A 25,457-nucleotide genomic window follows, 5' to 3' on the forward strand; every position below is an offset into this window, starting at 1 on the left:
CGTCCGGAGGCGGGGGCTTCCCCATCTGTCGTGCCCGATCCGCGGGCTAGGCCCTACGGCAGCAGCGAGGCGGCGGCCGGCCCGGCCACCGGAAGGTCCTCGATCGCCTGGCCCTTGGTGATGTTGTCCGTGGCCATCGCCGTGCTGACCGGCTTGAAGTCGGCGACCTGCGTGCCGACCGCGTTGTCGAGCGGGTCCACACCGGTGTTGGCCAGCGGGTGCAGCTGAAGGCTCTTGAGCTCGCCCACACCGCTCACCGAGTTGGTGACGAGCCCGGTGGCCGCCTCCACCGGCACGGCCGCGTTGGCGGCCGCCCCGCCCGCGCCGAGTGCGGCTCCCGCCGCCGCGACGGTGAGTCCGGCGCGCAGCACTGCGCGGCGCCTGTTCTTGGAAGCTGCGTGACGAGCCATGGATTCCATCCCATCAAGTGATCGTGTGCGTACGGAAAGTGGTCGGCGGTGTGATGCTCGTACCAACCGGACCTCCGGGGGGTTCCGGGAGCCGCTGGATGCGTCACACTTGTCTCCCGTGAGTTCCCAACCCCTCCCGACCCGCGTCGTGCTGCTCGCGGGACCCTCAGGCTCCGGAAAGTCCTCTCTCGCCGCCCGTACCGGCCTGCCGGTCCTGCGCCTGGACGACTTCTACAAAGAGGGCAACGACCCGACGCTTCCCCTGGTGACGGGCAGCACCGACATCGACTGGGACTCGCCCTCGTCCTGGGACGCGGACGCCGCGGTCGCGGCGATAGCGGAGCTGTGCCGCAGCGGCCGGACCGCCGTGCCGGTGTACGACCTCGCCACCAGCTCCCGGACCGGGACCGAGACGCTGGACATCGACCGCACACCGCTGTTCGTCGCCGAAGGCATCTTCGCGGCCGACGTCGTGCGGCGCTGTGAGGAACTGGGCGTCCTCGCCGACGCCCTGTGCCTGCGCGGCCGGCCCTCCACGACGTTCCGCCGCCGCCTCGCGCGCGATCTGCGCGAGGGGCGCAAGTCCGTGCCGTTCCTGCTGCGGCGCGGGTGGCGTCTGATGCGCGCGGAGCGTGGCATCGTCGCCCGCCAGGCGGGCCTGGGCGCGCACCCCTGCGGCAAGGCCGAGGCCCTCGGCCGCCTCGCGGCCGCGGCGGCCGGCCACTGCCGGCTGCCCTCGGCGCGACAGCCTGTCCCGAACAGGGCCTGGTAGGGCTTGTCACCCGGCAAGGGCCACGTGACAAAGCCCTACCAGCCGCCCGGACATGGGAGTGGGGCCGGACAGAACCCCCCGGTCTGCCCGGCCCCACTCCGTTTTCCCCCGTGGATCCCCGTGTCTCCCCCGTGGATCCCTCTCTCGTGGATCCCCGTGTCCCCCGTGGATCCTTCCGCCGTCTCCCCCGAAACAGCGGTCTCTGCCGTCTCCCCCGAAACGGCAGCCCCCGTACTTCCCCCGTGTTTCCCCCGTTGCCTTCAGGCCACCAGCTCGCCGAAGGACTCTTCTTCGTCACGGCCGAAGCTGAGGACCTCGTCCTCGCGCAGCCGGCGGAGCGACCGCCAGATGCTCGACTTCACCGTGCCGACGCTGATGTCCAGGATCTCCGCGATCTCCGGGTCGGTGCGGCCCTCGTAGTAGCGAAGGACCAGCATCGTCCGCTGGAGTTCGGGAAGCCTGGCGAGCGCCTGCCACAGGACGGCGCGCAGCTCGGTGCCCCGCATCGCGTCGGTGTCGCCCGCCGTCTCCGGCAGCTCCTCCGTGGGGTACTCGTTGAGCTTGCGCCGGCGCCAGGCGCTGATGTGCAGATTCGTCATCGTGCGGCGCAGGTAGCCGCCGACCGCGGCCTTGTCACTGATCCGCTCCCAGGCCCGGTACGTCGAGAACAGCGCGCTCTGGAGCAGGTCCTCCGCCTCGTACCGGTCACCGGTCAGGTGGTAGGCGGTCGCGTACAGGGAAGCCCGGCGCTCCTGGACGTAGGCCGTGAACTCGGCCTCCGAGCAGGACGCCTGCTCCCTCGTCGGCTTCGGCACCCCGTACGCGGCGCCGCTTCCCCCGTGGGTGCGTCAACGACCGCCATGTACGGCGGCTTGTGCTGACGCCCGGCGCCGCGAACGCACCCCCGCCCGTTCACGGCGCCGGACTTCTCGGTGCTCCGCGCGACGTCGTGGAGACGCGTCACAACTGCGCTTGAGGTGGTGCTGTGCAGTGCGTTCATCTCGCGCCCCCCGTCGAGTGGAGTCTGGTTTCGTTCGGTGAGAAGAAGCTTGCCCGGGCTCTTTCATGGCGGTGTCCGCCGACTGTCACAGGCGCGTCACAAGGGAAGAAGTGGTGTGAGTACGGGCCTGGAGGGTACGGGGAGTCGAACTGGGGCTCCCCATGGGCCAGAATGACCCCCGTGCCTTTCCTGTTGCTGATCGAGGACGACGACGCCATCCGCACGGCCCTCGAACTCTCGCTGTCACGCCAGGGCCACCGAGTGGCCACCGCGGCGACGGGCGAGGACGGCCTGAAACTGCTGCGTGAGCAGCGGCCCGACCTGATCGTGCTGGATGTGATGCTGCCCGGGATCGACGGTTTCGAGGTCTGCCGCCGTATCCGGCGCACGGACCAGTTGCCGATCATTCTGCTCACCGCTCGCAGCGACGACATCGACGTCGTCGTCGGGCTCGAGTCCGGCGCCGACGACTACGTGGTCAAGCCGGTGCAGGGGCGGGTCCTCGACGCCCGTATCCGCGCCGTGCTGCGCCGCGGCGAGCGGGAGTCCACCGACTCGGCGACGTTCGGCTCGCTGATGATCGACCGTTCCGCGATGACGGTCACCAAGAACGGGGAGGATCTGCAGCTCACGCCCACCGAGTTGCGTCTCCTCCTGGAGCTGAGCCGACGCCCCGGGCAGGCCCTGTCCCGCCAGCAGCTGCTGCGGCTGGTGTGGGAGCACGACTACCTCGGCGACTCGCGCCTGGTGGACGCGTGTGTACAGCGGCTGAGGGCGAAGGTGGAGGACGTACCGTCCTCACCGACCCTGATCCGCACGGTGCGTGGCGTCGGCTACCGGCTGGACGTCCCGCAGTGACCGGAACGCACGTTGCGGGCGGGACCGTTCGGTGAGCGACGGCACGAACGACGGCACGACCAGCGACGGTACGAACGGAGACGGCGGCGCTCCACGGCGCGGCATACTCACCGGAATCCGCCTGACCAGTCTGCGGCTGCGCCTCGTGGTGGTGTTCGCGCTCGTCGCGCTCACGGCCGCCGTGTCCGCGTCCGGCATCGCGTACTGGCTCAACCGCGAGGCGGTGCTGACGCGTACGCAGGACGCGGCCCTGGACGACTTCCGGCAGGACATGCAGAACCGTGCCGCGGCGCTGCCGCTCCGGCCCACGCAGGACGAGCTGCAACGGGTCGCCGAGCAGATGGGGAACGACGGCAACGGCTACAGCGTGCTCCTCATCGGTGAGCGGGCGGAGGGCAAGCCGATCGTCGGCGTCTCCGACCCCGACGTGTTCACCAAGGAGGACGTCCCGCAGTCGCTCCAGGACGCGGTGGACGAACGGCAGGAGATCGGCGCCGGCAACACCGTGCCGTACCACCTCTACTGGCAGCGGACCGAGCGCGGCGGCAAACCGTATCTGGTCGGTGGCACCCGGATCGTGGGCGGTGGGCCGACCGGTTACATGTTCAAGTCCCTCGACCAGGAGCGGCAGGACCTCAACTCGCTCGCCTGGTCGCTCGGCATCGCGACACTCCTCGCCCTGGTCGGCTCCGCGCTGCTCGCGCAGGCGGCCGCGACGACCGTGCTGCGGCCGGTGCACCGGCTGGGCGAGGCGGCCAGGCGGCTCGGCGAGGGCAAGCTCGACACCCGGCTGCGTGTGTCCGGCACGGACGAACTGGCCGAGCTGGCACGGACCTTCAACAAGACCGCGGCGTCGCTGGAGAAGAAGGTCGCCGACATGAGCGCCCGCGACGAGTCGAGCCGCCGGTTCGTCGCCGACATGTCGCACGAACTGCGCACGCCGCTGACCGCGCTCACCGCGGTCACCGAGGTGCTCGAGGACGAGGCGGACAGCCTCGACCCCATGATCGCGCCCGCCGTGAACCTCGTGGTCAGCGAGACCCGGCGGCTGTACGACCTGGTGGAGAACCTGATGGAGGTCACCCGCTTCGACGCGGGCACCGCGAGACTCGTGCTGGACACGGTGGACGTCGCCGACCAGGTCACCGCCTGCATCGACGCCCGTGCCTGGCTGGACGCGGTGGAGCTGGACGCGGAGCGGGGCATCATGGCGGCCCTCGACCCGCGCCGGCTCGACGTGATCCTGGCCAACCTGATCGGCAACGCGCTCAAGCACGGCGGCTCGCCGGTGCGGGTCTCCGTCCGGCCCGCCGACGGCGAGCTGGTCATCGAGGTGCGGGACCACGGACCCGGCATCCCCGAGGAGGTCCTGCCGCACGTGTTCGACCGTTTCTACAAGGCGAGCGCCTCACGGCCGCGTTCCGAGGGCAGTGGACTCGGCCTGTCCATCGCCATGGAGAACGCCCATATCCACGGCGGTGACATCACCGCGTCCAATTCGCCCGAGGGCGGCGCGGTCTTCGTGCTGACGCTGCCGCGCGACGGTTCCTCGATCGAGGACTGCGAGGCGGTCGGGACAGGCGACGCGGACGCCCCCGGGGCAGCGGGCGCCGACGGCCGCACGGCGGCGGACGACGGCCGCCGGCAGGGAGAGGAAGACACGCTGTGACAGCGGTCGGCGGTGAAGCGGTACGCGTCACGGCAGGGACGGGAGCCCCGGAGCGCGGCGAGAACCGCGCGCTTCCGGTGCGGCGGACGGGCACCGGCGCCCGCAGGGCCCTCGCGGCCCTCGTCGTGCTCGCCGGTTCCCTTGCCCTCGCGGGCTGCGGCATCAGGACCACCCAGGTGCCCGTCGACGCGGGGGCCGCACCCTCGCGGGTGCCGTGCGAGGTGGCCGGCGGCAGCATCGCCCCGCAGGCGGAGGAGCAGGGCGTACCCGTCCGGGTCTACATGCTGTGCGCCTCGCAGCTGGAGTCCGTGGACCGTACGGCAAGGATCTCCGAGAGCAAGGCGGCCGACAGCGCGCCCGAGTTCGCCCAGGCGCTTCTGGACGAACTGCTGAGGGAGCCGTCCACGCCGGAGCGGGAGGCGGGCTTCACCACATACGTGCGGGGGCCGCTGCTGGTTAACGGCGCCAGGGAGGGCGATCCCCGAGGCACCCTGCGGCTGAGCCGCCAGCCGGAGGACCTGCCGACACCGGCCCTCGCCCAGATCGTGTGCACACTGGCGGAGAGCAGGGCCGCGGAGGCCGGAGGGGCCGTGGTGCTCGGCGGCCCCGGGGACTACGCACCGCACGCCTATGTGTGCTCCGCACGGACCAAGGAACGGCCGGAGGGTGCGGTGCCGACGCTCGACGCGCTGCCCTCACCGGGGCCGGGCGCCCGGTAGGAAGCCCGCCGCAGGAACCCCTCCGGCGACGTGGGCCGGCCCGGCGAGAGGGTCCGGTCACCTGCTCGGAACAACGGCGGAACCGATTCCCGCCGGGCGTGCGTCTTGGGGTGCGTGCAGCGTCAAGGTTCGGGCGGCAGTGCCGCCATTCGCTTCCGCGTGGCGGGCGTCGTCCTCGCCATCGCCCATCTGCTGCTCGTCTCTTGGCTGACGCTGCGACCACTCGACGTGATGTGGGTGACGGCGGCGAACCTGGAACCCCTGGCCGGGATCAAGGCCGCTCTGGAGCTCGGACCCGTCGAAGCCGCACGGCACATCGGCGGCGGACTGCTCCTGCTGGCGCCGCTCGGGGTCCTGCTGCCGATGGCGAGCGGCCGTCTCGCCGTGTCCCCGTGGGCGTCCCTCGCCCGTACGGTCGCGGCCGGCGCCCTGCTGTCGCTCGGCATCGAGCTGCTGCAGACCGGGGTGCCCGGTCAGGTCGTGGACATCGACTCGCTCCTGCTGAACACCACCGGTGTGGCACTCGCCCACCTGGCGGTCGTGCCCGCGGGCCGTGCCCGGCTGCGCCGCAGGCTGCTGCGTACGCGTGGCGGGACCGCGCCGCGCGGCCAGGGACGCGAGGTACGACGCGGGGCCGTGCTCAGGAACGAGGGTTCTCAGGGGGCGACCCCGACGATTCCCAGGGTCGGCATCGCCCCGTAGAGCGACGCTTCGTCCCCCTTCGCGAAGCCACCATGGAGTCATCGGGAGCACACCGAGAGGCTCCCGGCGACAGCTCTCGTGAAGGAGCCCACCATGGCCGCAATTGCCCGCCCCCGTGACGGACGCATGATCGGCGGAGTGTGCGCAGCGCTGGCCCGGCGCTTCGGTACGTCCGCCACCACGATGCGCGTGATCTTCGTGGCCTCCTGCCTGCTGCCGGGCCCGCAGTTCCTGCTCTACCTGGCGCTGTGGATGCTGCTGCCCACCGAGAAGCCGGCCGCCGGCGCCTGGTGACCCGTCTCCTGGGCCGTCAGCCGGCGAGCACCTGCGCGACCTTCGCCGGCTGCTTGTCCGCGACGGCCCCGGGGACCCGTGGCGGCTTGCGGTCCGCGAGGTCGAAGGCCATGAAGCGGGCCACCGTCGCGCCTTTGCGGAGGACGACCAGATGGACGGGCGACGCGCCGTGCTCGCCGGTGGCGACCGTGGTCCAGCCGACCGTCTCGTCGCCGCCCCTGACGGTGAGCGGCGCGGCCTTCACCTCACGTTAGGAGGCGCCGCGGCCGTCGAGCGTCGCCTCGAAGCCGCCGCCGCAGGCGTCGAGCGCCGCTTCGAGGCCGTCCATCAGCTTCTTCGCGTCGGTCTCGCTGTACGAGCTGAGCGACGCCGAGATCGCGAGGCCGAGGTCGTCCAGCGACCCGAGGCCGCGGTCGACGGTGTGCCGGGCGTGTCCGTCCGGCGCGGCTCCCATGGCGTCGGCCAGCGGCCGGCAACGGGCCTTGTCGGCCGTCGGCTGCCCGGAGGCGGCGAGCGCGCTCTTCCCGGTGGAGACCTGGAAACCGGTCAGATCCTTGGTGGTGAGCGCCGCACGCTCCAGCTCCGGCGCGGTCAGCGGTACGGAGGCGTCACCGCCGGGGCCGCCGCCCTTGCCGCCGTCGGTCGGGGTGCCGGGTGCGGTGCTCGTTCCCGAGGGCGGTGCGCCCTGGGACCTGCCGGGCCCATCGTCGCCGCTCGTGCAGGCGGCCGTGGTCAGGAGCAGCGCGCAGACGGCGCCTAGCGCGGGGATCTCGCCGGTCTTGGCTCGCATGGCGGCGATCCTGGCACGAACACCGTGGGGCGCACACCCGGTTCGGCAGTGCGCCCCACGGGCGTGAGCCGGTCCGTGGGCCGGCTGTGTGCGTCAGGCGCCGATCGGCAGACCGCCCGGCAGGACACCGGTAAGAGCGCCGAGAGGACCGCCACCGGCCACCGGGAGGCCGCCGAGCAGACCGCTGACGGGGTCGGTCGCGCTCGAGGCGGCCCCCCCGACAGCACCCTGCGCGGTGGCGGGCGCCGCGGCCGCGCCCGCCGGCAGCTTTTCGGTGACCTCGTTGAGCGGCAGGGTCGTGGAGAGGTTGCCGAGCGCACCCGTCGGGTCGGGTACGGCGGGGGCCGCGGAGGCGGTACCCGCGGCGGCAGCGGCGAAGGCGGCACCGAGAGCGGCGACACCGAGGGTCTTTGCAGCAGACTGCTTCATCAGGAACGAATCCTTGGGGACGGGAACATGAGCGGCTCTGCAAGCTAGTCAGGCTTGCACATGCCCCGCAAACACCGCGAAGCGGCCGGCAATTGACGGCTCCGGCCGCTTCGGTGTAGGTGCCGTCGGGGTGACGGCGAGGGGTCAGTTCCCGCCTGTGGCGGTCTGCCGGAACAGCCATTCGGACTTGAGTTCGGCATAGCCCGGCTTGATGACGTCATTGATCATCGCCAGTCGTTCATCGAAAGGGATGAACGCGGACTTCATCGCGTTGACGGTGAACCACTGCATGTCGTCGAGCGTGTATCCGAACGCCTCGGTCAGCAGCTCGAACTCGCGGCTCATGCTGGTGCCGCTCATCAGCCGGTTGTCGGTGTTGACCGTGGTCCTGAAGTGCAGCTTCCGCAGCAGCCCGATGGGATGTGCCGCGATGGAGTCGGCGGCGCCCGTCTGCAGGTTGGAGGTGGGGCACATCTCCAGGGGGATGCGCTTGTCGCGTACGTAGGCGGCGAGCCGGCCCAGCTTCACCGAGCCGTCGTCCGCCACCTCGATGTCGTCGATGATCCTCACGCCGTGCCCGAGCCGGTCGGCGCCGCACCACTGGAGCGCCTGCCAGATCGACGGCAGCCCGAACGCCTCGCCCGCGTGGATGGTGAAGTGGTTGTTCTCGCGCTTCAGGTACTCGAAGGCGTCGAGGTGCCTGGTGGGCGGGAAACCCGCCTCGGCGCCGGCGATGTCGAACCCGACGACGCCGTTGTCGCGGTAGCGGTTGGCGAGTTCGGCGATCTCCAGCGCGCGGGCGGCGTGCCGCATCGCGGTGAGCAGCGCGCCGACCCGGATCCGGTGCCCGCTCCCGCGGGCCAGCCGCTCCCCCTCGCGGAAGCCCTCGTTGACCGCCTCGACGACCTCCTCGAGGCTCAGGCCGCCTTCGAGGTGCTGCTCGGGGGCGTAGCGGATCTCGGCGTAGACGACCCCGTCCTCCGCCAGGTCCTGTGCGCATTCCGCGGCCACGCGGAACAGCGCGTCGCGGGACTGCATCACGGCACAGGTGTGCGCGAAGGTCTCCAGGTAGCGCTCCAGCGAGCCCGAGTCCGCGGCCTCGCGGAACCAGATGCCGAGCTTGTCGGGTTCGGTCTCCGGAAGGGCCTCGTACCCGGCGTCGTGGGCGAGTTCGATGATCGTGCCCGGCCGCAGACCGCCGTCCAGGTGGTCGTGGAGCAGCACCTTCGGGGCGCGGCTGATCTGGTCCGCGGTGGGCGAATTGAGGGTCTGGCTCGTCATCTGCGCACTCTAGCCCCTACGCGCGTAGAGCGCGCCCCCTCGGATCGCCTGTCGATACGTAACAGTGACCGTGCGTACGGGTGGAGTACACCTCGGCTTCTGAGACTGTTCTGCCATGGCACACCACGCACTGCCCCGGTGGTGGGGGCGTCCGGCCGCTGAGGCCGCAGCGGCGAACGCCCTCGGTGGGACGACCGTCGCACGGGCCGAACCAGGGGGCCGGACACCGCGGGCGAGGCTCGGCAGCCTGCCGGGGCGTTCCGGCGTACGGAACGACGGGCGGGACCCGGCGGTGGCGGGGGCGGTGCTGCTGCTGCCGGACGGCGAGCCGGAGTCGGCACGCAGGGCGTCGGCGTGGTCGTACGCCGCCGTGCGGCCGCTCGGCCGGACGCTCGCCAGGGCGGGACGCGACGACGGGCTGGTCGTGCACAGCGTCCGCTACCGCGGGCGCGGCTGGAACGGGGCGGACGCCCGGCTCGCCGCGGACGCGACCTGGGCGGTGGAGGAGGTCGTACGCCGCTACGGGGACGTGCCCGTGTGCCTGGCGGGCCATGGCATGGGTGGGCGGGCGGCGCTGCACGCGGCCGGGCACCCGGCCGTCAACTCCGTACTGGCATTGGCGCCTTGGCTGCCGGACGACGACATGGCGGCGGACCCCGAGCCGGTACGGCAGCTCGCCGGACGTCAGGTGCTGATCGTGCACGGCACCAACGACGCGCGCACGGACCCGGAGCTCTCCTACCGGCTCGCCGAGCGCGCCAAGAAGTCCCACCGCGACATCTGCCGCTTCGAGGTCCACTCCGACGGGCACGCCCTGCGCCAGTACCAGGCGGAAGTGCAGGCGCTGGCCGTGGACTTCGTCCGCGGCTCCCTCTTCACGAGGTCCTACGCCCGCCCGGTCGCCGACGCCCTCGCGGCGCCGCCGCCGCTCGGGCTGCGGATGCCGCTGGCGGCGGGGTTCGGGCGTTCGCTGCGGGCCTGAGGGCTTGACTTGAAGTGCGCTCCAAAATCCAGACTTCCTTGCAGGCCCGGGGGCTTCGGGCCTGAAGGGGAGGAAACCCACCATGAAGTACCGCACCATCGGCACCGACCCGGGCACCGGGCGCAAGGTCAGCGTGCTGGCGCTGGGCGCCATGCTGTTCGGCACCCTGACCGACGAGAAGACCTCGTTCGCCGTCCTGGACCGCTATGTCGAGGCCGGTGGGAATTTCATCGACACCTCCGACAACTACGCGTTCTGGGTCGGCGGTGACGTCGGCGGGCAGAGCGAGGCGCTGCTCGGCCGCTGGCGCCGGAGCCGCGGCATCGGGGACGAGGTGGTCATCGCCACCAAACTGGGCGCCGCGCCGCTCGCGCCCGGCACCGGTTACGTGGACAACGCGGAGGGCCTGTCCGCCAAGGCGGTCCGCGAGGCAGCGGAGCGCAGCCGGGAGCGGCTCGGTGTCGACCGGCTCGACCTGCTCTACGCGCACATCGAGGACCGGTCCGTCCCCCTCGCGGAGACCGTGGAGGCCTTCGGCGCGCTGGTGGCGGAGGGCACGGTCGGCCTGCTCGGGGCCAGCAACCACGCGATCTGGCGCGTCGAACGGGCACGCGCGCTCGCCGCTGCCGCCGGTGTGCCCGGATACGAGGTGCTGCAGTACCAGCACAGCCGTCTGCGGCCGCGTCTCGACGTGCCGTCCGATCTCTTCGAGGACGGCAGTCTCGGCCACGCCGGTGCTGAGCTGCTGAGCTATCTGCGGGCCGAGCCCGCTCTGACCCTGGTCGCGTACTCGCCGCTGCTCGCCGGGGCGTACTCCCGCGAGGACAAGCCGCTGCCCCTGGACTACGACCACCCGGGCACGCCCGCCCGGCTCGCGGTGCTGCGCGAGGTCGCGAAGGAGACCGGCGCGAGCGTGAACCAGGTGGTCCTCGCCTGGCAGATCGGCGGCCCGCTGCCGGTGATCCCGCTGGCGGGGGCATCCTCCGTGGCACAACTGGAGGAGAACCTGGCGGCGGTGGACCTGGAACTGACCGAGGACCAGCGCACCAGGCTGGACGCGGCTCACTGACGCCCGGCGGTCCCGGCGGAGCTGCTTCGCCTCACGGTTCCGTCCGGCCGGTCGCCGCCGCGACAGGCTTCGGCGACCACGGCCACCCGGCTACTGCGCCAGCAGCCGGCCGCGCCGGGACAGCAGGAAACGCTTGAACTCCGCCACCGGCGGTGTTTCCGGATGGCCGTCGAGCCAGGCGACGCCGATCTCGCGGGCCGCCCTGGGCGCCGTCACCGTCAGCTCCACGACCCCCGGGCGGGCGACGGCCGGTGGCGGCAGGAGGGCAACGCCCAGACCCGCCGCCACCAGCCCGCGCAGTGTCTCCGCCTCCTCGCCCTCGAAGGCGACGCGTGGCGTGAACCCGGCCTCGGCGCACAGATCGTCGGTGATGCGCCGCAGCCCGTAGCCGGGTTCGAGGGTCACGAAGCTCTCGTCGGCCGCCTCCGCGAGCCGGACGCGTTTACGTCCGGCGAGCCTGTGGTCGTCGGGGACCACGAGCAGCAGCCGCTGTTCGTCGAGGCGGCGGGCGACGAGATCGGGGGCGTCGGGCACGGGCGAGGTGAGACACAGGTCCAGCTCGCCCGCCCGGAGCCGTTCGATCATCGCCTCGCCGTAGTTCTGGACGAGGGTGAAGCGGATGCGCGGGTGGTCCGCGCGGAAGGCCCGGATCAGTCCGGGTACCGTCTCCGAGCCCATGGTGTGCAGAAAGCCGAAGGCGACCTTGCCCGACCGCGGGTCCGTGTCGGCGCGGACGGACTCCGCGGCCCGTTCCACCTCGGCCAGCGCCCGCTCGACGGAGACGAGGAACGTCCGGCCGGCCGGGGTGAGCGACACCGTGCGCCCTTTGCGGGCGAACAGGGTGACGCCCAGGTCCGCCTCGAGGCGGACCATCGCCCGTGACAGCGTCGACTGGGGGACGCCCATGTCCTGGGCTGCGCGCGTCACATGCTCGTGCCGGGCGACGCCGGCGAAGTACGCGAGGCGGGGGGCAAGCTCCAGCGTGATGTCTTCTTCGTAACTACTGGGTGACAGGCGGGGCCCTGAGCTGCGTTCATGCACCATGGGAACGATTATCGCCGTTTCATGCATTGGACGCATGAAAAACCGGAGCCTACCTTCGACATATGCCTCCTGCCAGTACCAAGGCGCCCACCACCGTGGGCGCCGCCCCGTCGACCCCCGACCTTCTCTCCCCCGGCGTGGCCGGCTACCGCCGCATGAGCTTCGCGCTCTTCGCCGCCGGAATGGCCACCTTCGCCCTCCTCTACTCCACGCAGGCGCTGCTCCCCGCCGTGTCCGCCGACTTCGGCGTCACCGCGTCCGCCGCCAGCTGGACCGTGTCCGCCGCGACCGGCGCGCTCGCCCTGTGCGTCCTGCCGATGAGCGCGCTGTCGGAGCGCTACGGGCGGACCGCCGTGATGAACGCGTCCCTCGCGGTCGCGGTCGTGGTGGGGCTGCTGGTGCCGTTCGCGCCGAACGTGGAGTGGCTGGTGGCGCTGCGTGCCGTGCAGGGCGCGGCGCTCGCCGGTCTGCCCGCGTCGGCGATGGCGTTCCTCGCCGAGGAGGTCAGGCCGAAGGCGCTGGTCGGCGCGATCGGACTGTTCGTGGCGGGAAACAGCATCGGCGGCATGAGCGGCCGGATCCTCACGGGCTGGGTGGCACAGGCCTTCGGCTGGCGCGTCGCGCTCGCCGCGGTCGGCGTGATGGCACTGGCCTGCGCACTGGTCTTCCGCTCGCTGCTCCCGAAGGCCCGGCACTTCTCACCCGGGACGCTCGACCCCCGGACCCTCGCGAGGACCGTCCGCGGTCACCTCGCCGATCCGCTGCTGCTGCGCCTGTACGCGATCGGCGCGCTGTTCATGACCGTCTTCGGCGCCGTCTACACGGTGATCGGCTACCGGCTGGTCGCGGAGCCCTTCGGCCTGCCGCAGGGCGTCATCGGCTCGATCTTCCTGGTCTACCTGGTGGGTACGGTCTCCTCGGCCGCGGCCGGACAGCTCGTCGCCCGGCTCGGACGCCGGGGCGCGCTGTACCTCGCGGTCACCACGACCGCCGCGGGTCTGCTGCTGTCCCTCTCGGACACGCTGGCCCCGGTGCTCCTCGGCCTCGTCCTCATCACCGCCGGATTCTTCGCCGGCCACGCGGTGGCCTCGTCCTCCGTGAGCCGTACGGCGAAGACGGGCCGCGCCCAGGCGTCCGCGCTCTACCAGTCGGCGTACTACCTGGGCAGCAGCGCCGGCGGCACGCTCGGCGCGGTCGCCTTCCACACGGGCGGCTGGGGCGGCACGGTGCTGCTCGGGCTGCTCGCGGTCCTCGGAGTCGTGTCGATCACCCTCTACGGGTCGCACGCGGCGCGGGCCCAGGAACGGCTCGTGCCGGCGGGCGCGCGCCACTGAAACACTCCCGGTTCCACCCCGATTCTCCCGTCCGGCGGTGAGTGTCAGTGGCCTGCGGTAGCTTTCGAAGCGGTGGTACCGATGGGTGACAGGGGTGGACCCGATGAGTGACCTGGCAGCGACGCAGGACCTGGATTCGCGGCTGGAGCAGCACCGAAGAGAGCTGACCGGCTACTGCTACCGGATGCTCGGCTCGTCCTTCGAGGCGGAGGACGCCGTCCAGGACACGATGGTCCGGGCGTGGCGCAGTTTCGAGAAGTTCGAGGGCCGGTCCTCCCTGCGCTCATGGCTCTACCGCATCGCGACGAATGTGTGCCTGGACATGCTGAACGCCGGTAATCGCCGCGCCCGCCCGATGGACCTGTCCGGTCCCACGCCGGTGGCGCAGGCCCAGCTCAACGTCCGCCCCGAGATCACCTGGCTCGAGCCGGTGCCGGACGGGCGGGTGCTGCCGTCGGTGGCGGACCCGGCGGAGACGGCCGTGGAGCGGGAGACGATCCGGCTGGCGTTCGTCGCGGCACTCCAGCATCTGCCACCCAAGCAGCGGGCGGTGCTGATCCTGCGGGAGGTCCTGGCCTGGAAGGCGAGCGAGGTCGCCGAGCTCCTCGGCACGACGGTCGCGTCGGTCAACAGCGCGCTCCAGCGGGCCCGCGCCACGCTCAACGAGCAGGGCCCGGCCGCGTCGGACGCGGCGGACCCGCTCGACGAGGAGCAGCAGCAGTTGCTGGAGCGCTATGTCGCCGCCTTCGAGGGCTACGACATGAAGGCGCTGACGGCGCTGCTCCATGAGGACGCGACGATGTCCATGCCCCCTTACGACCTGTGGCTGCGCGGCCACGACGACATCGTGGGCTGGATGCTCGGCGTCGGCGAGGTCTGCCGCGGCTCGCGCCTGGTGCCGACCGTGGCCAACGGCGCCCCGGCCTTCGCCCACTACCACCCGTCGGCGGACGGCGAGGGGTACGAACCGTGGGCGCTCATCGTCCTCGAGTTGTCGGACGGCAGGATCGGCGGGATGGACTTCTTCCTGGACACCAAGCGCTGGTTCCCGCTGTTCGACCTGCCGGCGCGGCTGGACAAGGCGGGCGCGCCGATGACCGACCGGTAACTTTCTCCGCACCCCCGGTGCCCCCCGGCGGACGGCCCACCCCTCGGCTCGCGACCCCTCCACCCCGGGGCGCGAGCCGATCACTTAAGATCACTTTCAGGACTGTTGATACCGGGGGTGTGACAGCCATTGCGTAATGAAGCGCAACACGGATCCATCGCCACCAGAGTGCCTGACCAGCACTCCAGGCGAATGGACGCGAAATCGCACGCTGCATGCAGGTGCGAATGCGCCCTGCTGCAGGGCGCGGTGAACGATGTACGGGGGTTCGCAAAACTGACGGATCGTGAGCGGCAGGTTCTCACCCTGCTCGGCCAGGGACTGGCCAATCGACTGATCGCCAGACGACTCGGAATCGTCGAACGCACGGCAAAGGCCCATGTGTCGAGCATTGTGGAGAAGCTCGGCGTGAGTTCCCGGCTGGAGGCCGGGCTGATGGCTCACCTCCACCACGAGTTGCTGTGCCCCGCGGGACATTGTCCCGAAGGACACCTCACCAACGACCAATAGCAGTCGCACTGTGCCGGGTTGTTGACTTGGCGTTGTCCGCCGGACCACCGGCGGACATCCGCGAGATCGGAGAGCACAGTGCAGAAGAACGACACGGTCGACATCATGGAGCTCGTCGGTGGCTTCGAGGCCTACGCCGAGGCCGCCGAGCTGAACTTCGAGGCGTCGGCCGACGCCCCGGCGATCACGCCGACCCTCACCACCATCGCCTACACCAAGGTGAGCGTCGCCAGCGTCTCGGCGTCGGTCAAGTGGGGCTGCTGACCGCCTAGTCGAGCGGTCCACCGACGATCGGCCCGCAGCGGTCCTGGGCGCGGGCAAGGCGCCCAGGACCGCCGCTACCGCGGGCGATCGCCAGGTGACACCTGTACGGGGCGGTCGTGTGTCCGTCCCGTACGGGCCTGCGCCCGCGAGCCCCTGCACTGTATCCCGCGACACCGGAGGTCCGGCGATGAGCCGAAGTGTCTCTGTCCTTCTGCCGATCGTCCCCACCCGTGCCGAACAGGCGGCCCCTTTCGCCGCGTTCGTGCAATGGCGCGGCGCACGTGCTCTCTGGCAGGGCCAGGTGCTTCTCAATGAACAGCACCAGATCATGGCGCAATTGAGCGGCCTCGGAATGCGGGTGCCTTTCGGACTCGGCGTCTCCTTGATGCCGCTGCGTCATCCCGTCCAGGCGGCCATCGAGGCCCGCACGCTCGCAGCCGCCTCCGGACATCCGGTCACTGCCGGATTCGGGCCGGGTGCCCGCGTTTTCCAGCGGATGGCGCTCGGCGCTCCTTACGCGAGCCCGCTCACCGCCTGCCGCGAATATCTGACCATTGTCCGCGCACTTCTCGACGGCCGGGAGATCGATCGGTCCGGCGAATACTTCTCCTACACCGGTTCCCTTCCCGCCTCACCCGCCCCGCCCGTCGAGGTGGGGCTCGGAGTGCTGCGTCCGGGAATGGCGAGGCTCGCCGGTGAGGTGGCCGACGTGGCGATCACCTGGCTGACCCCGCCGTCGTACGTACGCGATGTCATCGTCCCGGCACTGACCGAGGGCGCGCGGGCCGCCGGCCGACCGGTGCCGCGCGTCGTGTCGGTCGTCGCCATGGCACCCACGACCGGCTCCCGCGTGCCTCGGGAAGCCGTGGCCGCCGGAAGCTCCGGGCACTTCGCCATGCCTCACTACCAGGACATGCTCGAACGCGCCGGCGTGGGTGTCGTGCCCGGGGATCCCGTGGCAACGGCCGAGGCGCTGATCGCCGCAGGAGGAGCGCTGACCGGCAGCACGGGCGACATCCGCGCGGGCATCACCGCGTACCACGAGGCAGGTGCCGACGAGGTCGTCGTCAACGGCGCCGGTGTGGCGATGACCGAAGGCCCGCGCGCCGTCCTGCACGACCTCGAGCCGCTGTTCGACGGAAACGGCTGGTAGGACGTGACCGACCGGACAGCGAACACCACGGCGGCCCGGCCCGCCGGGGACCCGCAGCGGCCGACGCGGCCCGCGCTCGGGTTCACCCGCCTCCTCCTCGTGGGCACCGGTGCGGTCTGCGTGTCCGCGCTGCCCGAGCAGATCGCGCGCATACGCGCCGCCTGGCCCGCACTGGAGATCCAGACGGTGCTGACCCGCAGCGCCCTGCGTTTCGTCACCCGCGAGACGCTCAACCTTCTGACAGGGCGCCGCACCGTCATCGACGCGTGGCCGGACGAGCCGGTCCTGCGTGCCCCCCATGTCGACCTGACCGCCTGGGCGGAGGCCGTCCTCGTCCACCCCTCGACCTTCTCCTACACGGCCCGGCTGGCGCTCGGCCTGGCCGACAGCCCTTCGCTGCTGGCAGCACAGTGCACAGCCGCGCCCGTCGGTGTCGCACCGGCACTGCCGCCGGGCGGCGTCGAGAGTCACGCCTACCGCGCCCACGCCGCATCCCTGGCGGCCCGGCCCAACTACGTCGTCGCGCCCCCGGTCCCCGCGCTCAGCTTGACGACCGGGCGCATGGACAGCTGGGCTCCCGCCGAGCTGCCGAACCTCCTCGAGCAGGTCGCGCAGCTGCGCCGCCGGCTCGTCACAGGCGCCGCCGGAGCGGCGAGCGGCGTCCCCGGGGGAGCCCGGAATGACTGACCGCTCCGCCTCCGCGGCCGGGGACGTCGTCGACGAGCACGGCACCGGCCTGCTCGTCACCACCGTGACCGCACTCCCCGGCGGCCGGCACCGCTGGCACCGCCGGCCGGGACCGGCCTGTCCCGCCCCCTTCCACCCGCTCACCGCCCCGTCGCGCGCGCTGGTCCCGCACACCGCCGACTCCCGCGGAACGCGAGCGGCAACCGGGGAAGCGGCACCCGACGGGAGCCGCGAGTACACCGCTCCGGGCCCCTACTCCCTCGCCCATGTCCTCATGGCGGGCGGCGGACCGCACGCCGCCCCCGGCGGACTGCAGGCGGTCGAGCGCATCCTGCACGGCACCGGGGCGTTGCTGGCGTCCCTCCACCGGCAGCCCGTCACACCGGAGGCCCGACGGCCCTCGCGGGGGATCGCGCGCCTGCACGCCTGGCTGTCCGGGGCCACCGCGGCGGGCGGCGCCGACGCCGTGGCGCTGCTGGGGCCGGCCGCCGTCGCGCCACTGACCGCGTGGGCGGCGGAAGCCGTCACGCAGGCCGACACCCATGTCCTGTCCCACGGTGCACCCGGCCTCGGCTCGCTCGTTCCCTCGCCCGCCGGGGACCGCGCCGTTCTCCTGACAGGCGAGGACATCTGTGCCGCGCCGCGCCACCTGGACGTCGGCTGGCTGACCGGCGAGCTCGTCGAACTGCGCTGGCTGCTCGGACGAGCCGCCGACCCGGGTGCCTGGCAGGCACTCGTCGACGCGTTCCTGGACGGCTACGGCGGCGGGGCCGCGTCGGGCGGCGACCACGGGCGCGGAGCAGCGCTGCGGGTCGCGCTGCACGCGCACGACTCGGCCGCGTACGTGGCGCAGGGCAAGGGGCCGGCCGCGCTGTACGGCGTACTCGCCGCCCGCCTGACCGCGGAGGCGGCGTCATGACGCGCTCCCCCCTGTCCGCGCCCTCGCAGAGGCACGTTCTCGGCAACGGCCTGCGGGTCCTGGTCGACACGGTGCCGCGCGAACCGCTGACCGCCGTCGCCGTTCACTACGGCGCCGGTTTCCGCTCGGAGCCGCGGGGCCGGGCCGGACTCGCCCATCTCGTCGAGCACATGATGTTCGAGGGCAGCGAACGACACCCCGACCGCGCCTACTTCGCCGGTCTCCTCGCCTCCGGTGGCTCCGCCACCGGAACGACCCACCAGGACTACACGGACTACGTCCACGTCGTGCCCGCCCACGCGCTGGAGGACGCCCTCGTCGCCGAGGCCGACCGGATGCGCGCCCCGCTGTTCACCGCGCGGGGATTCGCGGAGCAACTCGCGGGCGTGGAGGCGGAGATCGCGGCCGCCGTGCACGGTGCGCCCCTCGGTGGGCTGCCCTGGCAGGTGCTGCCCGGCGTGCTGTACGACCGCTGGGCCAACTCGCACGACGGCTACGGCGCCTCCGAAACCCTGGCCGGACTCACGCCCGACGACTGTGCCGGCTTCTTCCACGACCACTACACCCCGGCCAACGCCGTCGTCACCGTGTCCGGGGGTGGCGAGCCCGACCACGTCGCCGGCCTCGTCGCCCGGTACTTCGGCGACATTCCGGTCCGCTCCGTCCCGGCCCCGCATCACGTCCTCGCCGAGCCGCCGCTCGCCGAGGACCGGGTGGCCGTACGGCCGGCCGCGACGCGCGACGGAGCGCTGTGTCTGGGGTACCGGCTGCCCGATCCCGCCGCCGATCTCGACGGCTATCTCTCTCACCTCGTGCTGGCCCGGCTGCTCACCGCACCACCCCGGAATGCGGGCTGCGGCTTCTTCAGACCGTTCGACGCCGTGGACCCCGACACCCTTGTCGTGAACCTTGCCATGCCGGCGGACGGGACGACGGCCGCGCTCAGCGGGTTCGAGTCGGCGCTGCGGGAGGTCGCCGACGGCGCCTACGGCGAGGAGGAGGTGCGCCGGACGACCGGGCAGCTCGCCACCGAGCACGTCCGCGACCACCACGGCCCTGCTGCCCGCGCGGCGGCGCTGGGACGGCTGGAGCTCCTCTTCGGCCGCGCCGTGCTCGTCGACGAACTGCCGGGCCGCATCCGTGCCGTGGGCGCGGAGCGCGTCGGCGCGGCGGCCGCGAGCCTGCTGACCGCCCGCCGCGCGGTCCTGGCCGCCGTGCCGGGCCGCGCCGCCGCGGGGCCCACAGGACGGCCCGCGGGGCCTCCCGGGGAAGCCGAGCCTGCGAAAACCGGACCCCGGCCCGCCGGAGCCGCTCCCGCAGCCGTCGGCCCCGCACCGGCAGAGGGGCACGTGGCCACCGACCCGGCGGACGCCGAAGAACGCCCGGACACCGAACGCCCCGACGGCGAAGAACGCGTCGACGGCCGACGAGCAGCAGCGGCGGAGCACGCGGCCCCGGACCGGCCGGTGGCCCGTTCGGCCGACGCAGCCACGCGCGGCCGGTCGCCCGCGGAGGCATGCGCACCGTCCGGCGGCGACCGGGCCTGCTCCGACGGACCCGCGCCCCCGCATCCCGCCGCAGCCCGGCGCCTTCCCCGACGGGCCGGGCTTCGGCTGCCCGGCCTCGTCGAGAGCGGCGGGCCCGGTGAGGCGAGGGTCGTCGCCGTGCGCGACAGCCGGGCGCCGGTCGTCGAGCTCCGTCTGCGGCTCCCCACGCCCCCCGGCACGCCCCCGGTCCGGCAGGAGCACCTGTGCCAGGTCGTCACCGACCGGTGGGACGCCCAGTGTGGCGGGGAGACCGCGCCCGGCGGCCGTACCGTGCGGACGGAGGCCGGGACCGTGGTGGTCGACGCCTGGTTCCCCGTCCCCGGCCCCGACCCGGCGCTCCTCGCCGGCCTGTTGGCCGCCACGCCCACCGCCGCGGAGTGGGAGCGGGCCGCACCACGGGCCCGCGCCCGTGTCGCGGCATGCGCGGGCGACCCGTGGTGGCTGGCCGACCAGGCCGTTCGGCAGCGTCTCGCTCCTGGCGCCGCTTCGCACGCCGGCGCTGTCACCGTCGTCGCCGTCGGTGACCTCGACCCCGAGCGCTGGGTCCAGGCGGCGACCGGTGCCCTGCGCCCGCCGGCCACCCGGCTGCCGGACCGCACCGAGGGGACCGCACCGGCCGAGGGCCTGGCGCTGCTGCGTCTGCCCCCGGCGCGGCAGACGCCCGCAGTCGCGCATGTCGTGTGGGCGACACCGGAGCCGCCACGAGGCGTGCCGCTCGCCGCCCGCTGGCTGGCTGTGGCCGTGGTCGGCGGCGGCCAGCCGGGCGCGCGGCTCGCCGGGCTGCGCACACCGGGCGCCCCGCACGGCTTCACCGCGTACGCGGGCCGCCTTCCCGGGCTGCTGGGGCCCGACGGCGGAGCGCTCGTCCAAGTGGGGGCCCAACTGCCGCCTCAGGACGCCGTCCTGGGCGCCCGGCTGATCCGCGACGCCCTGCGCCGGATCGGTGAAGCACCTCCGACGGGCGCCGAGGTGGACGCTGCCCGACGCTACTGCGCCGGACAGCTCGCCCTGGTGCAGAGCACCCAGAGGGAGCTCGCCGACCAGGTCGGGGCCTGGGTCGCGACCGGCGCCCGGGCTGCCGAGCTCGACGGCTTCCCCGACGCCCTCCACGAGGTCGCGGTCGACGACGTGGTCCGCGACTGTGCAGCACTGTTCGCCCATCCCGCCTACGCCGGAGTACTCGCCGGCGCGGCGGCAGACCCGGCAGAGGACACGCCGTGACACGCACCACCGCCCCGCAGTCCGCGGGCGGCTCCCCTGCTTCCCGCCAGGCGTCCGGTGGGAGGCCGTCCCGGACCGAACTCCGCTTCGGAGCGGTCGATCTGGACACCGTTCCGGAGGTCGATGCGCTGCTCGCCCGGATCGGCGTCGGCCCGTTCGACCGCTCCGACGTCACGGCGCTGCCGGGACGCAACGACACGTGGGCGGGGCGTACGGCAAGCGGCGCGGACGTCTTCGTGAAGCGTCTGACGGGAGACGGCGAGGACACCGCCGCCAGGATGGACCGTGCGCTCGCGTTCGAGCGGACGGCCGCTGCCGCTCCGGCCGGGGCCCTGCGCGGCCCGGCGCTGCTCGGCAGCGACCACGGGGCACGACTGCTGGCGTTCCGGTACCTCCGCGACGCGCGCAGTGGTGCGGAGCTGATGGCGGATCAGCAGTTCACGCCGCAGCTGGGGTACGCGGCGGGCACGGCGACCGGACTGCTGCACGCGTGCGAGGCGGCGGCGCCGGAGGCAGGCCCGCCTGCCCTGCCCTCGTCCGTGCTCCTGGAGGCGCTGCCCGCCGCGATGTTCGAGGAGCTGAGCGGAGCGGAGCTCCAGACATGGCGGCTGCTCCAGGGTGACGAACCGCTGATCGCCGCGGTGGAACGGCTGCTGACTGCCGAGCGGGCCGCGCCCCGGGTGCCCGCCCACTGCGACTTCCGTCTGGACCAGGTCCTGGTGTGCGGCCAGGTGACAGGCGAGGGGGCAGGCCCCGGCCCGGGCCTGTACGTCGCGGACTGGGAGGAGTTCCGTCTCGCCGACCCCGCCCGCGACATCGGCGGCTTCGCGGGCGAGTGGCTGCACCGCGCGGTGCTCGACATCGTCACCTCGCGGGGCGACGGCGACACCTCCGCGTTCGCCGGGCTGTCCATGACGCGGGAGGACGTCGTCGCCCGTGGGGCGGAGAAGATCACCCGGCTGCGCCCGGTCGTCCAGGAGTTCTGGCGCGGTTACCGGCAGGCCCGGCCCGACGCCGATCCGCAACTCGCCGAACGCGCCACCGCCTTCGCGGGCTGGCATCTGCTGGACCGCCTGCTCGCCGGGGCCGCCCGAAGCAACCGGCTGCTCGGAATCGAGCGCGCCGCGGCCGGCATCGGCCGTACCGCGCTGCTCCGGCCCGGCCGGTTCGCCTCCGTCGTCGGACTGGGAGACCCCTCGTGAACGTGCCCTCACCCCTCGCCCCCGCACTGGTGGACGCGTTGCGGGACATCCGGCTGTCCGCCGACGGCTGCTCCGCGACCGTCGGCCCCCGCAGCGTCGACGGCGATTCGCCGCGTGAGCTTCAGCAGCGGCTCGGCGCGGCCCTGTACGAGGTGTGCCACACCGGCCGCGCCGAGGCCGGCCCGCGCCGACGGCGGCTGGTCCTGCGGGACCCCGACTTCGAGCGGGCACTCGACGGGGCTCTGCCGCACCGCGAGGTCCACCGCTCCGGTGTGCTGCTGCGCTCCCCGCTGGGCGAGGGCTTTCCGGGCCCCGAGGCCGGTGGCCGGGGCGGCGACGGAGGGGAGGCGATCGTGTCCTGGGACGGTGTGCGGGTACGTGTGCCGGCCCGTTCGCTCGGGGAACAGGGGCCGCTCGTCCCGGGTGCCGTGGTGAGCCATCGCGTCTCGCCCGCCCGGCCCGCGCTGTCGCCCGGCTTCTTCTACGCCATGGGCAGCCGTGAACCGCGCCTCGACGCCGAACTCCTCCGGGTCTACGTACACATCACCGCCCCCGAGCACGCCCCCGGGCTCTGGGCAGCCGTGCTCGGCGCCTTGGAGGACGCCGGAGCGCACTACCACGCCAAGGTGCTGTCGAGCCGTGACGAATACCCCCGGCGCGATGCGCTCGTCGTCTACCTGGGGAGCGAGTCCTGGGACGCCTGCCACACCGTCGCCCGCGCCGTCCGGGGCGTACCCGGCACGGGCGAGGACGTGTCGGTGTTCGCCCACCGGCTGGGCCCCGGCACGGCGGTCGCCTGGGAGCCCGACGATCCCCGGCCTGGTGCGGGCGGGTTGAGCTTCGGCCAGCACCGCGCGGCCGCCCTGGCCGAGGCCGTCGTACGGGTGTCCGGCGGCGGAGACATGGAGGCGGCCGCCCGGGCGTTCGCCGAGGCCGGTGCCGACCCTCTGGCCCCGTACCGGAACGCGGGCTCCCCCGAGCTCCCGGAACGCTGAACCGGCGCCGGGCCTCCCGGTCCACTCCCCTCGGCCCGCCCGGCCGGCCCGTGGGCACCGTGGCCGGTGGCCGGGCGCATCACCCCCCACATCACGCGGAAGGGCACACCATGCACCACCCCCCAGCGGACGGCATGCCTCTCGCTGCCGTCGACGTACGGCAGTTGCGGAAGGAGTTCGACGGCAAGGCCGCTGTGGACGGCATCGACCTCACCGTCCCGGCGGGCAGCTTCTACGGGCTCGTCGGCCCCAACGGCGCCGGCAAGACGACCAGCCTGTCGATGATCACCGGTCTCCTGCGACCGGACTCGGGGACCGTGACGGTAGCCGGTCATGACGTCTGGCGGGACCCGTACGAGGCCAAGCACCGGATCGGCATCCTGCCCGACGGGCTGCGACTGTTCGAGCGGCTGTCCGGCCGCGAACTGCTGCGCTACACGGGGCGTCTGCGGCAGCTGCCGGCGCATCAGACCGAGGAGCGGGCGGAGGAGTTGCTGGAGGTCCTCGGTCTCACCGAGGCCGCCGGCAAAATGGTCGTCGACTACTCGACCGGCATGCGCAAGAAGATCGGACTGGCCGCGGCCCTGCTCCACAATCCGCCGGTGCTGTTCCTCGACGAGCCGTTCGAGAGCGTGGACCCCGTCTCCGCCGAGACGATCCGGGAGGTGCTGCGGCAGTACACGGGCACCGGTTCGACGGTGATCTTCTCCAGCCATGTGATGGAGCTCGTGTCCGCGCTGTGCAGCCATGTCGCCGTCATGGCGGCGGGCCGGGTCGTCATCGACGGAACACTGGACGAGGTGCGCGCCGGGCGGACGCTGGGCGAGCGGTTCATGGAACTGGTGGGTTCCCCCGCCACGAAGGCGAAGGGAGGCAGCCTCGCATGGTTGGGGTCTTCGTCGGACTGAAAATCGCTCTGCTGCGCAGCAGTCTGCGGCGCAGCAGGTCCCGGGCCGTCGGCTTCGTCGTCGGGACGACCGCCGCCGTCGCCGGCTCCTGCTGGACGGCCGTCCACCTGGCCGGGGCGCGCCCGGCCGACGAAGCGGCCGATCTCACGGTGCTCGCCTTCACCGGCCTCGCCGTGGCGTGGCTCGCGCTGCCGCTGTCCTTCGGCGGGGGCGGTGACGAGAGCGCCGACCCGACGCGGCTCGTGGTCCTCCCCGTACGCCCTCGTGCACTGATCACCGGTGCCACCGCCGCCGCGCTCGTCGGGCCGGGGCCGCTGTGCTCACTGATTCTCGTCGCAGGCGCGGCGGCCGGTGCCGCCCGTGCCACCGGAGGGTCCTCGGCCGCGGCAGGGGCGGCCGTGGTGGCGTCCGCCCTGATGCTGCTGCTGTGCGTGATCGCTTCGCGTGCCGTACTCGCCTCCTTCGCCCGGGCGTTGACCGGGCGCCGCGGCAAGGATGCGGCGGCGCTTGGCGGCGTCCTGACGGCGGTCGGCGGCTATGCCGCGTACCTGCTGCTGAGCACGGCCGGTTCCGGACCGCAGCTGCCGTCCTTCGTGGTGCGCGTGCTCCGCTGGACACCGCCGGGCTGGGTCGCCGACTGCATCCGAGCCGCCGCCGAGGGGCGTGCGGCGGTCGTGCTTGCGGAGACGGCGGCGGCCGTCGCACTGACGGCACTGCTGATGCTCTGGTGGCACAGGTCGCTGAACCGGCTGATGACCACCGTGGACGCGTCGACGGCCCAGGCCGTCCGGGAGCGCGGCGCGCGCTCGGGGACCACGGCCCGGCTGCTGACGTCGAGCCGCACGCTGCTGATCGCCCATCACCAGTTCACGTCGTTCCTGCGCGCGCCGCGGCACCGGATGACGTTGATCGCCGCGCTGGCGTACGCGCTGCTGTTCCCTGTGGTGTGCGTGCCCGTCGGGGCGAAGAGCCCGTACGTGGCCGTCGGCGGTGCCTGGGTGTTCGGACTGACCGCCCCCGGCGTGCTGTTCGCGATGGACGGGTCGGCGATCTGGAGCAACATCGCCACCTTGCGAACGCGTGCGCAGGCCCGTGCCGAACTCGCGGGCAGGATGCTGCCACAAGTGGCGCTGATCGTCCCGTGGGTCAGCGCGACGGCAGTGGTCGTCGCACTGCTCACCGGGCGGGGCGATCAGCTCGCGGCGGCCCTGGGACTGACGTTCGCGCTGCTGGGGCTGACGTTCGCGATCGGCATGGTCATCAGCGTGTACTGGCCCTACCCGTACCCGGAGGACCCCTTCGAGGTGAGCGCGCCCGGACAGAACGGCGGCTATCACACGGCCAACTTCGTGGGCACCCTCCTCGGCCTGCTCGCCCTCTCCCCGTTCGTCGTCGGTGCGGTCGTGCTTGAGGGGTCGCCGCATTCCTGGCTGCTGCTGCCGCTGGGTACGGCGTACGGCGTGCTCGCGATCGTGATCACGTTGCGGTCCATGGCCCGTCGGCTGCATGCGCGGGCGCCGGAGATCCTCACCGCTCTGCGGGCCTCCTGACCGCGCCCCCGTTCGACAGGCCCCGCCCGGCCGTGCCCGC

At 72.9% G+C, this 25,457-nt stretch carries 26 protein-coding genes and 1 pseudogene; 20 read left to right on the forward strand and 7 right to left on the reverse strand.

All coding sequences use genetic code 11. The features are described from left to right. Window positions 1–53: 53 nt before the first annotated feature. Entirely contained in the window at window positions 54–410 is a 357-nt protein-coding gene (locus GLX30_RS14060; RefSeq protein ID WP_159688157.1) for a hypothetical protein, read from the reverse strand. A gap of 118 nt (window positions 411–528) precedes the next feature. Between GLX30_RS14060 and GLX30_RS14065 the strand changes: the two genes are divergently transcribed. Further along, the gene (locus tag GLX30_RS14065) at window positions 529–1,182 is read left to right on the forward strand and encodes a uridine kinase (protein WP_244258144.1); all 654 of its coding nucleotides are present in this window, start codon (window positions 529–531) and stop codon (window positions 1,180–1,182) included. Window positions 1,183–1,442: 260 nt separating this feature from the next. Here the strand turns inward: GLX30_RS14065 and GLX30_RS14070 are convergent. Next, window positions 1,443–2,182, reverse strand: a pseudogene (locus tag GLX30_RS14070) (SigE family RNA polymerase sigma factor). 180 nt (window positions 2,183–2,362) lie between these two features. On the opposite strand from GLX30_RS14070, the gene afsQ1 reads away from it, so the two are divergent. From afsQ1 to GLX30_RS14095, 5 genes are all read left to right on the forward strand, one after another. Continuing rightward, complete coding sequence (gene afsQ1, locus GLX30_RS14075) at window positions 2,363–3,040, forward strand: two-component system response regulator AfsQ1 (protein WP_208545416.1); 678 nt, start codon at window positions 2,363–2,365, stop codon at window positions 3,038–3,040. 103 nt (window positions 3,041–3,143) lie between these two features. After that, complete coding sequence (locus GLX30_RS14080; RefSeq protein WP_244258453.1) at window positions 3,144–4,709, forward strand: HAMP domain-containing sensor histidine kinase; 1,566 nt, start codon at window positions 3,144–3,146, stop codon at window positions 4,707–4,709. Continuing rightward, window positions 4,706–5,428 (forward strand): hypothetical protein, encoded by a 723-nt coding sequence (locus tag GLX30_RS14085; protein WP_208545417.1) that lies wholly within the window; start codon window positions 4,706–4,708, stop codon window positions 5,426–5,428. Before GLX30_RS14080 ends, GLX30_RS14085 begins: the two co-directional genes overlap by 4 nt. Window positions 5,429–5,587: 159 nt before the next feature. Then, entirely contained in the window at window positions 5,588–6,130 is a 543-nt protein-coding gene (locus tag GLX30_RS14090; protein WP_159688163.1) for a VanZ family protein, read from the forward strand. A gap of 93 nt (window positions 6,131–6,223) precedes the next feature. Beyond that, complete coding sequence (locus GLX30_RS14095; protein WP_159688166.1) at window positions 6,224–6,424, forward strand: PspC domain-containing protein; 201 nt, start codon at window positions 6,224–6,226, stop codon at window positions 6,422–6,424. Between the two features lie 16 nt (window positions 6,425–6,440). Here the strand turns inward: GLX30_RS14095 and GLX30_RS14100 are convergent, their stop codons facing one another. The 4 genes from GLX30_RS14100 to GLX30_RS14115 all read right to left on the reverse strand — a co-directional run bounded on the left by GLX30_RS14100 (window position 6,441) and on the right by GLX30_RS14115 (window position 8,924). Continuing rightward, a complete protein-coding gene (locus tag GLX30_RS14100) occupies window positions 6,441–6,668 on the reverse strand; it encodes a hypothetical protein (RefSeq protein WP_159688168.1) in 228 nt (75 codons plus the stop codon). A 6-nt stretch (window positions 6,669–6,674) separates the two neighbouring features. Continuing rightward, entirely contained in the window at window positions 6,675–7,214 is a 540-nt protein-coding gene (locus GLX30_RS14105) for a hypothetical protein (RefSeq protein WP_159688170.1), read from the reverse strand. Window positions 7,215–7,307: 93 nt separating this feature from the next. Then, on the reverse strand, window positions 7,308–7,643 hold the full coding sequence (locus GLX30_RS14110) for an ATP-binding protein (RefSeq protein ID WP_159688172.1): 336 nt from the start codon (window positions 7,641–7,643) through the stop codon (window positions 7,308–7,310). A gap of 144 nt (window positions 7,644–7,787) precedes the next feature. Next, window positions 7,788–8,924: an adenosine deaminase gene (locus GLX30_RS14115; protein WP_159688174.1), complete on the reverse strand. Its 1,137-nt coding sequence runs from the start codon at window positions 8,922–8,924 to the stop codon at window positions 7,788–7,790. A 247-nt stretch (window positions 8,925–9,171) separates the two neighbouring features. Between GLX30_RS14115 and GLX30_RS14120 the strand changes: the two genes are divergently transcribed. Both GLX30_RS14120 and GLX30_RS14125 read left to right on the forward strand, forming a co-directional pair. Then, window positions 9,172–9,906, forward strand: a complete 735-nt coding sequence (locus GLX30_RS14120) for an alpha/beta fold hydrolase (protein WP_167306911.1) — start codon at window positions 9,172–9,174, stop codon at window positions 9,904–9,906. Window positions 9,907–9,988: 82 nt separating this feature from the next. Further along, complete coding sequence (locus tag GLX30_RS14125) at window positions 9,989–10,975, forward strand: aldo/keto reductase (protein WP_159688176.1); 987 nt, start codon at window positions 9,989–9,991, stop codon at window positions 10,973–10,975. A 90-nt stretch (window positions 10,976–11,065) separates the two neighbouring features. On the opposite strand, the gene GLX30_RS14130 is transcribed toward GLX30_RS14125, so the two are convergent. Next, entirely contained in the window at window positions 11,066–12,019 is a 954-nt protein-coding gene (locus GLX30_RS14130) for a LysR family transcriptional regulator (protein ID WP_159688178.1), read from the reverse strand. 62 nt (window positions 12,020–12,081) lie between these two features. Here GLX30_RS14130 and GLX30_RS14135 point away from each other — a divergent pair, with 62 nt between their 5' ends. From GLX30_RS14135 to GLX30_RS14190, 12 genes are all read left to right on the forward strand, one after another. Then, the gene (locus GLX30_RS14135) at window positions 12,082–13,353 is read left to right on the forward strand and encodes an MFS transporter (RefSeq protein ID WP_159688180.1); all 1,272 of its coding nucleotides are present in this window, start codon (window positions 12,082–12,084) and stop codon (window positions 13,351–13,353) included. Window positions 13,354–13,456: 103 nt separating this feature from the next. Next, entirely contained in the window at window positions 13,457–14,461 is a 1,005-nt protein-coding gene (locus tag GLX30_RS14140) for a sigma-70 family RNA polymerase sigma factor (RefSeq protein ID WP_159688182.1), read from the forward strand. Between the two features lie 192 nt (window positions 14,462–14,653). Further along, complete coding sequence (locus GLX30_RS14145; protein WP_159688184.1) at window positions 14,654–14,971, forward strand: helix-turn-helix transcriptional regulator; 318 nt, start codon at window positions 14,654–14,656, stop codon at window positions 14,969–14,971. A 78-nt stretch (window positions 14,972–15,049) separates the two neighbouring features. Beyond that, on the forward strand, window positions 15,050–15,235 hold the full coding sequence (locus GLX30_RS14150; RefSeq protein WP_159688188.1) for an LxmA leader domain family RiPP: 186 nt from the start codon (window positions 15,050–15,052) through the stop codon (window positions 15,233–15,235). Window positions 15,236–15,422: 187 nt separating this feature from the next. Continuing rightward, a complete protein-coding gene (locus GLX30_RS14155) occupies window positions 15,423–16,388 on the forward strand; it encodes an LLM class flavin-dependent oxidoreductase (RefSeq protein WP_159688192.1) in 966 nt (321 codons plus the stop codon). 3 nt (window positions 16,389–16,391) lie between these two features. Next, window positions 16,392–17,075 carry a flavoprotein gene (locus tag GLX30_RS14160; RefSeq protein WP_159688195.1) on the forward strand — a complete coding sequence of 228 codons (684 nt, stop codon included), beginning with the start codon at window positions 16,392–16,394 and terminating at the stop codon, window positions 17,073–17,075. Then, window positions 17,068–17,994 (forward strand): hypothetical protein, encoded by a 927-nt coding sequence (locus GLX30_RS14165; protein ID WP_159688198.1) that lies wholly within the window; start codon window positions 17,068–17,070, stop codon window positions 17,992–17,994. The genes GLX30_RS14160 and GLX30_RS14165 overlap by 8 nt, the downstream gene beginning before the upstream one ends. Then, the gene (locus GLX30_RS14170; RefSeq protein WP_159688201.1) at window positions 17,991–20,762 is read left to right on the forward strand and encodes an insulinase family protein; all 2,772 of its coding nucleotides are present in this window, start codon (window positions 17,991–17,993) and stop codon (window positions 20,760–20,762) included. The genes GLX30_RS14165 and GLX30_RS14170 overlap by 4 nt, the downstream gene beginning before the upstream one ends. Further along, window positions 20,759–21,964, forward strand: a complete 1,206-nt coding sequence (gene lxmK, locus GLX30_RS14175) for a class V lanthionine synthetase subunit LxmK (protein ID WP_208545418.1) — start codon at window positions 20,759–20,761, stop codon at window positions 21,962–21,964. Before GLX30_RS14170 ends, lxmK begins: the two co-directional genes overlap by 4 nt. After that, complete coding sequence (locus tag GLX30_RS14180; protein WP_159688203.1) at window positions 21,961–22,959, forward strand: T3SS effector HopA1 family protein; 999 nt, start codon at window positions 21,961–21,963, stop codon at window positions 22,957–22,959. Before lxmK ends, GLX30_RS14180 begins: the two co-directional genes overlap by 4 nt. A gap of 110 nt (window positions 22,960–23,069) precedes the next feature. Further along, entirely contained in the window at window positions 23,070–23,867 is a 798-nt protein-coding gene (locus GLX30_RS14185; protein WP_167306825.1) for an ABC transporter ATP-binding protein, read from the forward strand. Next, on the forward strand, window positions 23,843–25,417 hold the full coding sequence (locus GLX30_RS14190; RefSeq protein WP_159688206.1) for a transporter: 1,575 nt from the start codon (window positions 23,843–23,845) through the stop codon (window positions 25,415–25,417). The genes GLX30_RS14185 and GLX30_RS14190 overlap by 25 nt, the downstream gene beginning before the upstream one ends. Window positions 25,418–25,457 lie beyond the last annotated feature (40 nt).

Source organism: Streptomyces sp. Tu 2975, assembly GCF_009832925.1.
GTDB lineage: Bacteria > Actinomycetota > Actinomycetes > Streptomycetales > Streptomycetaceae > Streptomyces.

What these genes read in the sequence shown, in the direction of transcription:
- GLX30_RS14060 (WP_159688157.1), bottom strand. Translation starts at nt 410, where the DNA reads ATGGCTCGTCACGCAGCTTCCAAGAACAGGCGCCGCGCAGTGCTGCGC.
- GLX30_RS14095 (WP_159688166.1), top strand. Translation starts at nt 6,224, where the DNA reads ATGGCCGCAATTGCCCGCCCCCGTGACGGACGCATGATCGGCGGAGTG.
- GLX30_RS14105 (WP_159688170.1), bottom strand. Translation starts at nt 7,214, where the DNA reads ATGCGAGCCAAGACCGGCGAGATCCCCGCGCTAGGCGCCGTCTGCGCG.
- GLX30_RS14110 (WP_159688172.1), bottom strand. Translation starts at nt 7,643, where the DNA reads ATGAAGCAGTCTGCTGCAAAGACCCTCGGTGTCGCCGCTCTCGGTGCC.
- GLX30_RS14115 (WP_159688174.1), bottom strand. Translation starts at nt 8,924, where the DNA reads ATGACGAGCCAGACCCTCAATTCGCCCACCGCGGACCAGATCAGCCGC.
- GLX30_RS14125 (WP_159688176.1), top strand. Translation starts at nt 9,989, where the DNA reads ATGAAGTACCGCACCATCGGCACCGACCCGGGCACCGGGCGCAAGGTC.
- GLX30_RS14130 (WP_159688178.1), bottom strand. Translation starts at nt 12,019, where the DNA reads ATGGTGCATGAACGCAGCTCAGGGCCCCGCCTGTCACCCAGTAGTTAC.
- GLX30_RS14135 (WP_159688180.1), top strand. Translation starts at nt 12,082, where the DNA reads ATGCCTCCTGCCAGTACCAAGGCGCCCACCACCGTGGGCGCCGCCCCG.
- GLX30_RS14140 (WP_159688182.1), top strand. Translation starts at nt 13,457, where the DNA reads ATGAGTGACCTGGCAGCGACGCAGGACCTGGATTCGCGGCTGGAGCAG.
- GLX30_RS14145 (WP_159688184.1), top strand. Translation starts at nt 14,654, where the DNA reads ATGGACGCGAAATCGCACGCTGCATGCAGGTGCGAATGCGCCCTGCTG.
- GLX30_RS14155 (WP_159688192.1), top strand. Translation starts at nt 15,423, where the DNA reads ATGAGCCGAAGTGTCTCTGTCCTTCTGCCGATCGTCCCCACCCGTGCC.
- GLX30_RS14165 (WP_159688198.1), top strand. Translation starts at nt 17,068, where the DNA reads ATGACTGACCGCTCCGCCTCCGCGGCCGGGGACGTCGTCGACGAGCAC.
- GLX30_RS14170 (WP_159688201.1), top strand. Translation starts at nt 17,991, where the DNA reads ATGACGCGCTCCCCCCTGTCCGCGCCCTCGCAGAGGCACGTTCTCGGC.
- GLX30_RS14185 (WP_167306825.1), top strand. Translation starts at nt 23,070, where the DNA reads ATGCACCACCCCCCAGCGGACGGCATGCCTCTCGCTGCCGTCGACGTA.
- GLX30_RS14190 (WP_159688206.1), top strand. Translation starts at nt 23,843, where the DNA reads ATGGTTGGGGTCTTCGTCGGACTGAAAATCGCTCTGCTGCGCAGCAGT.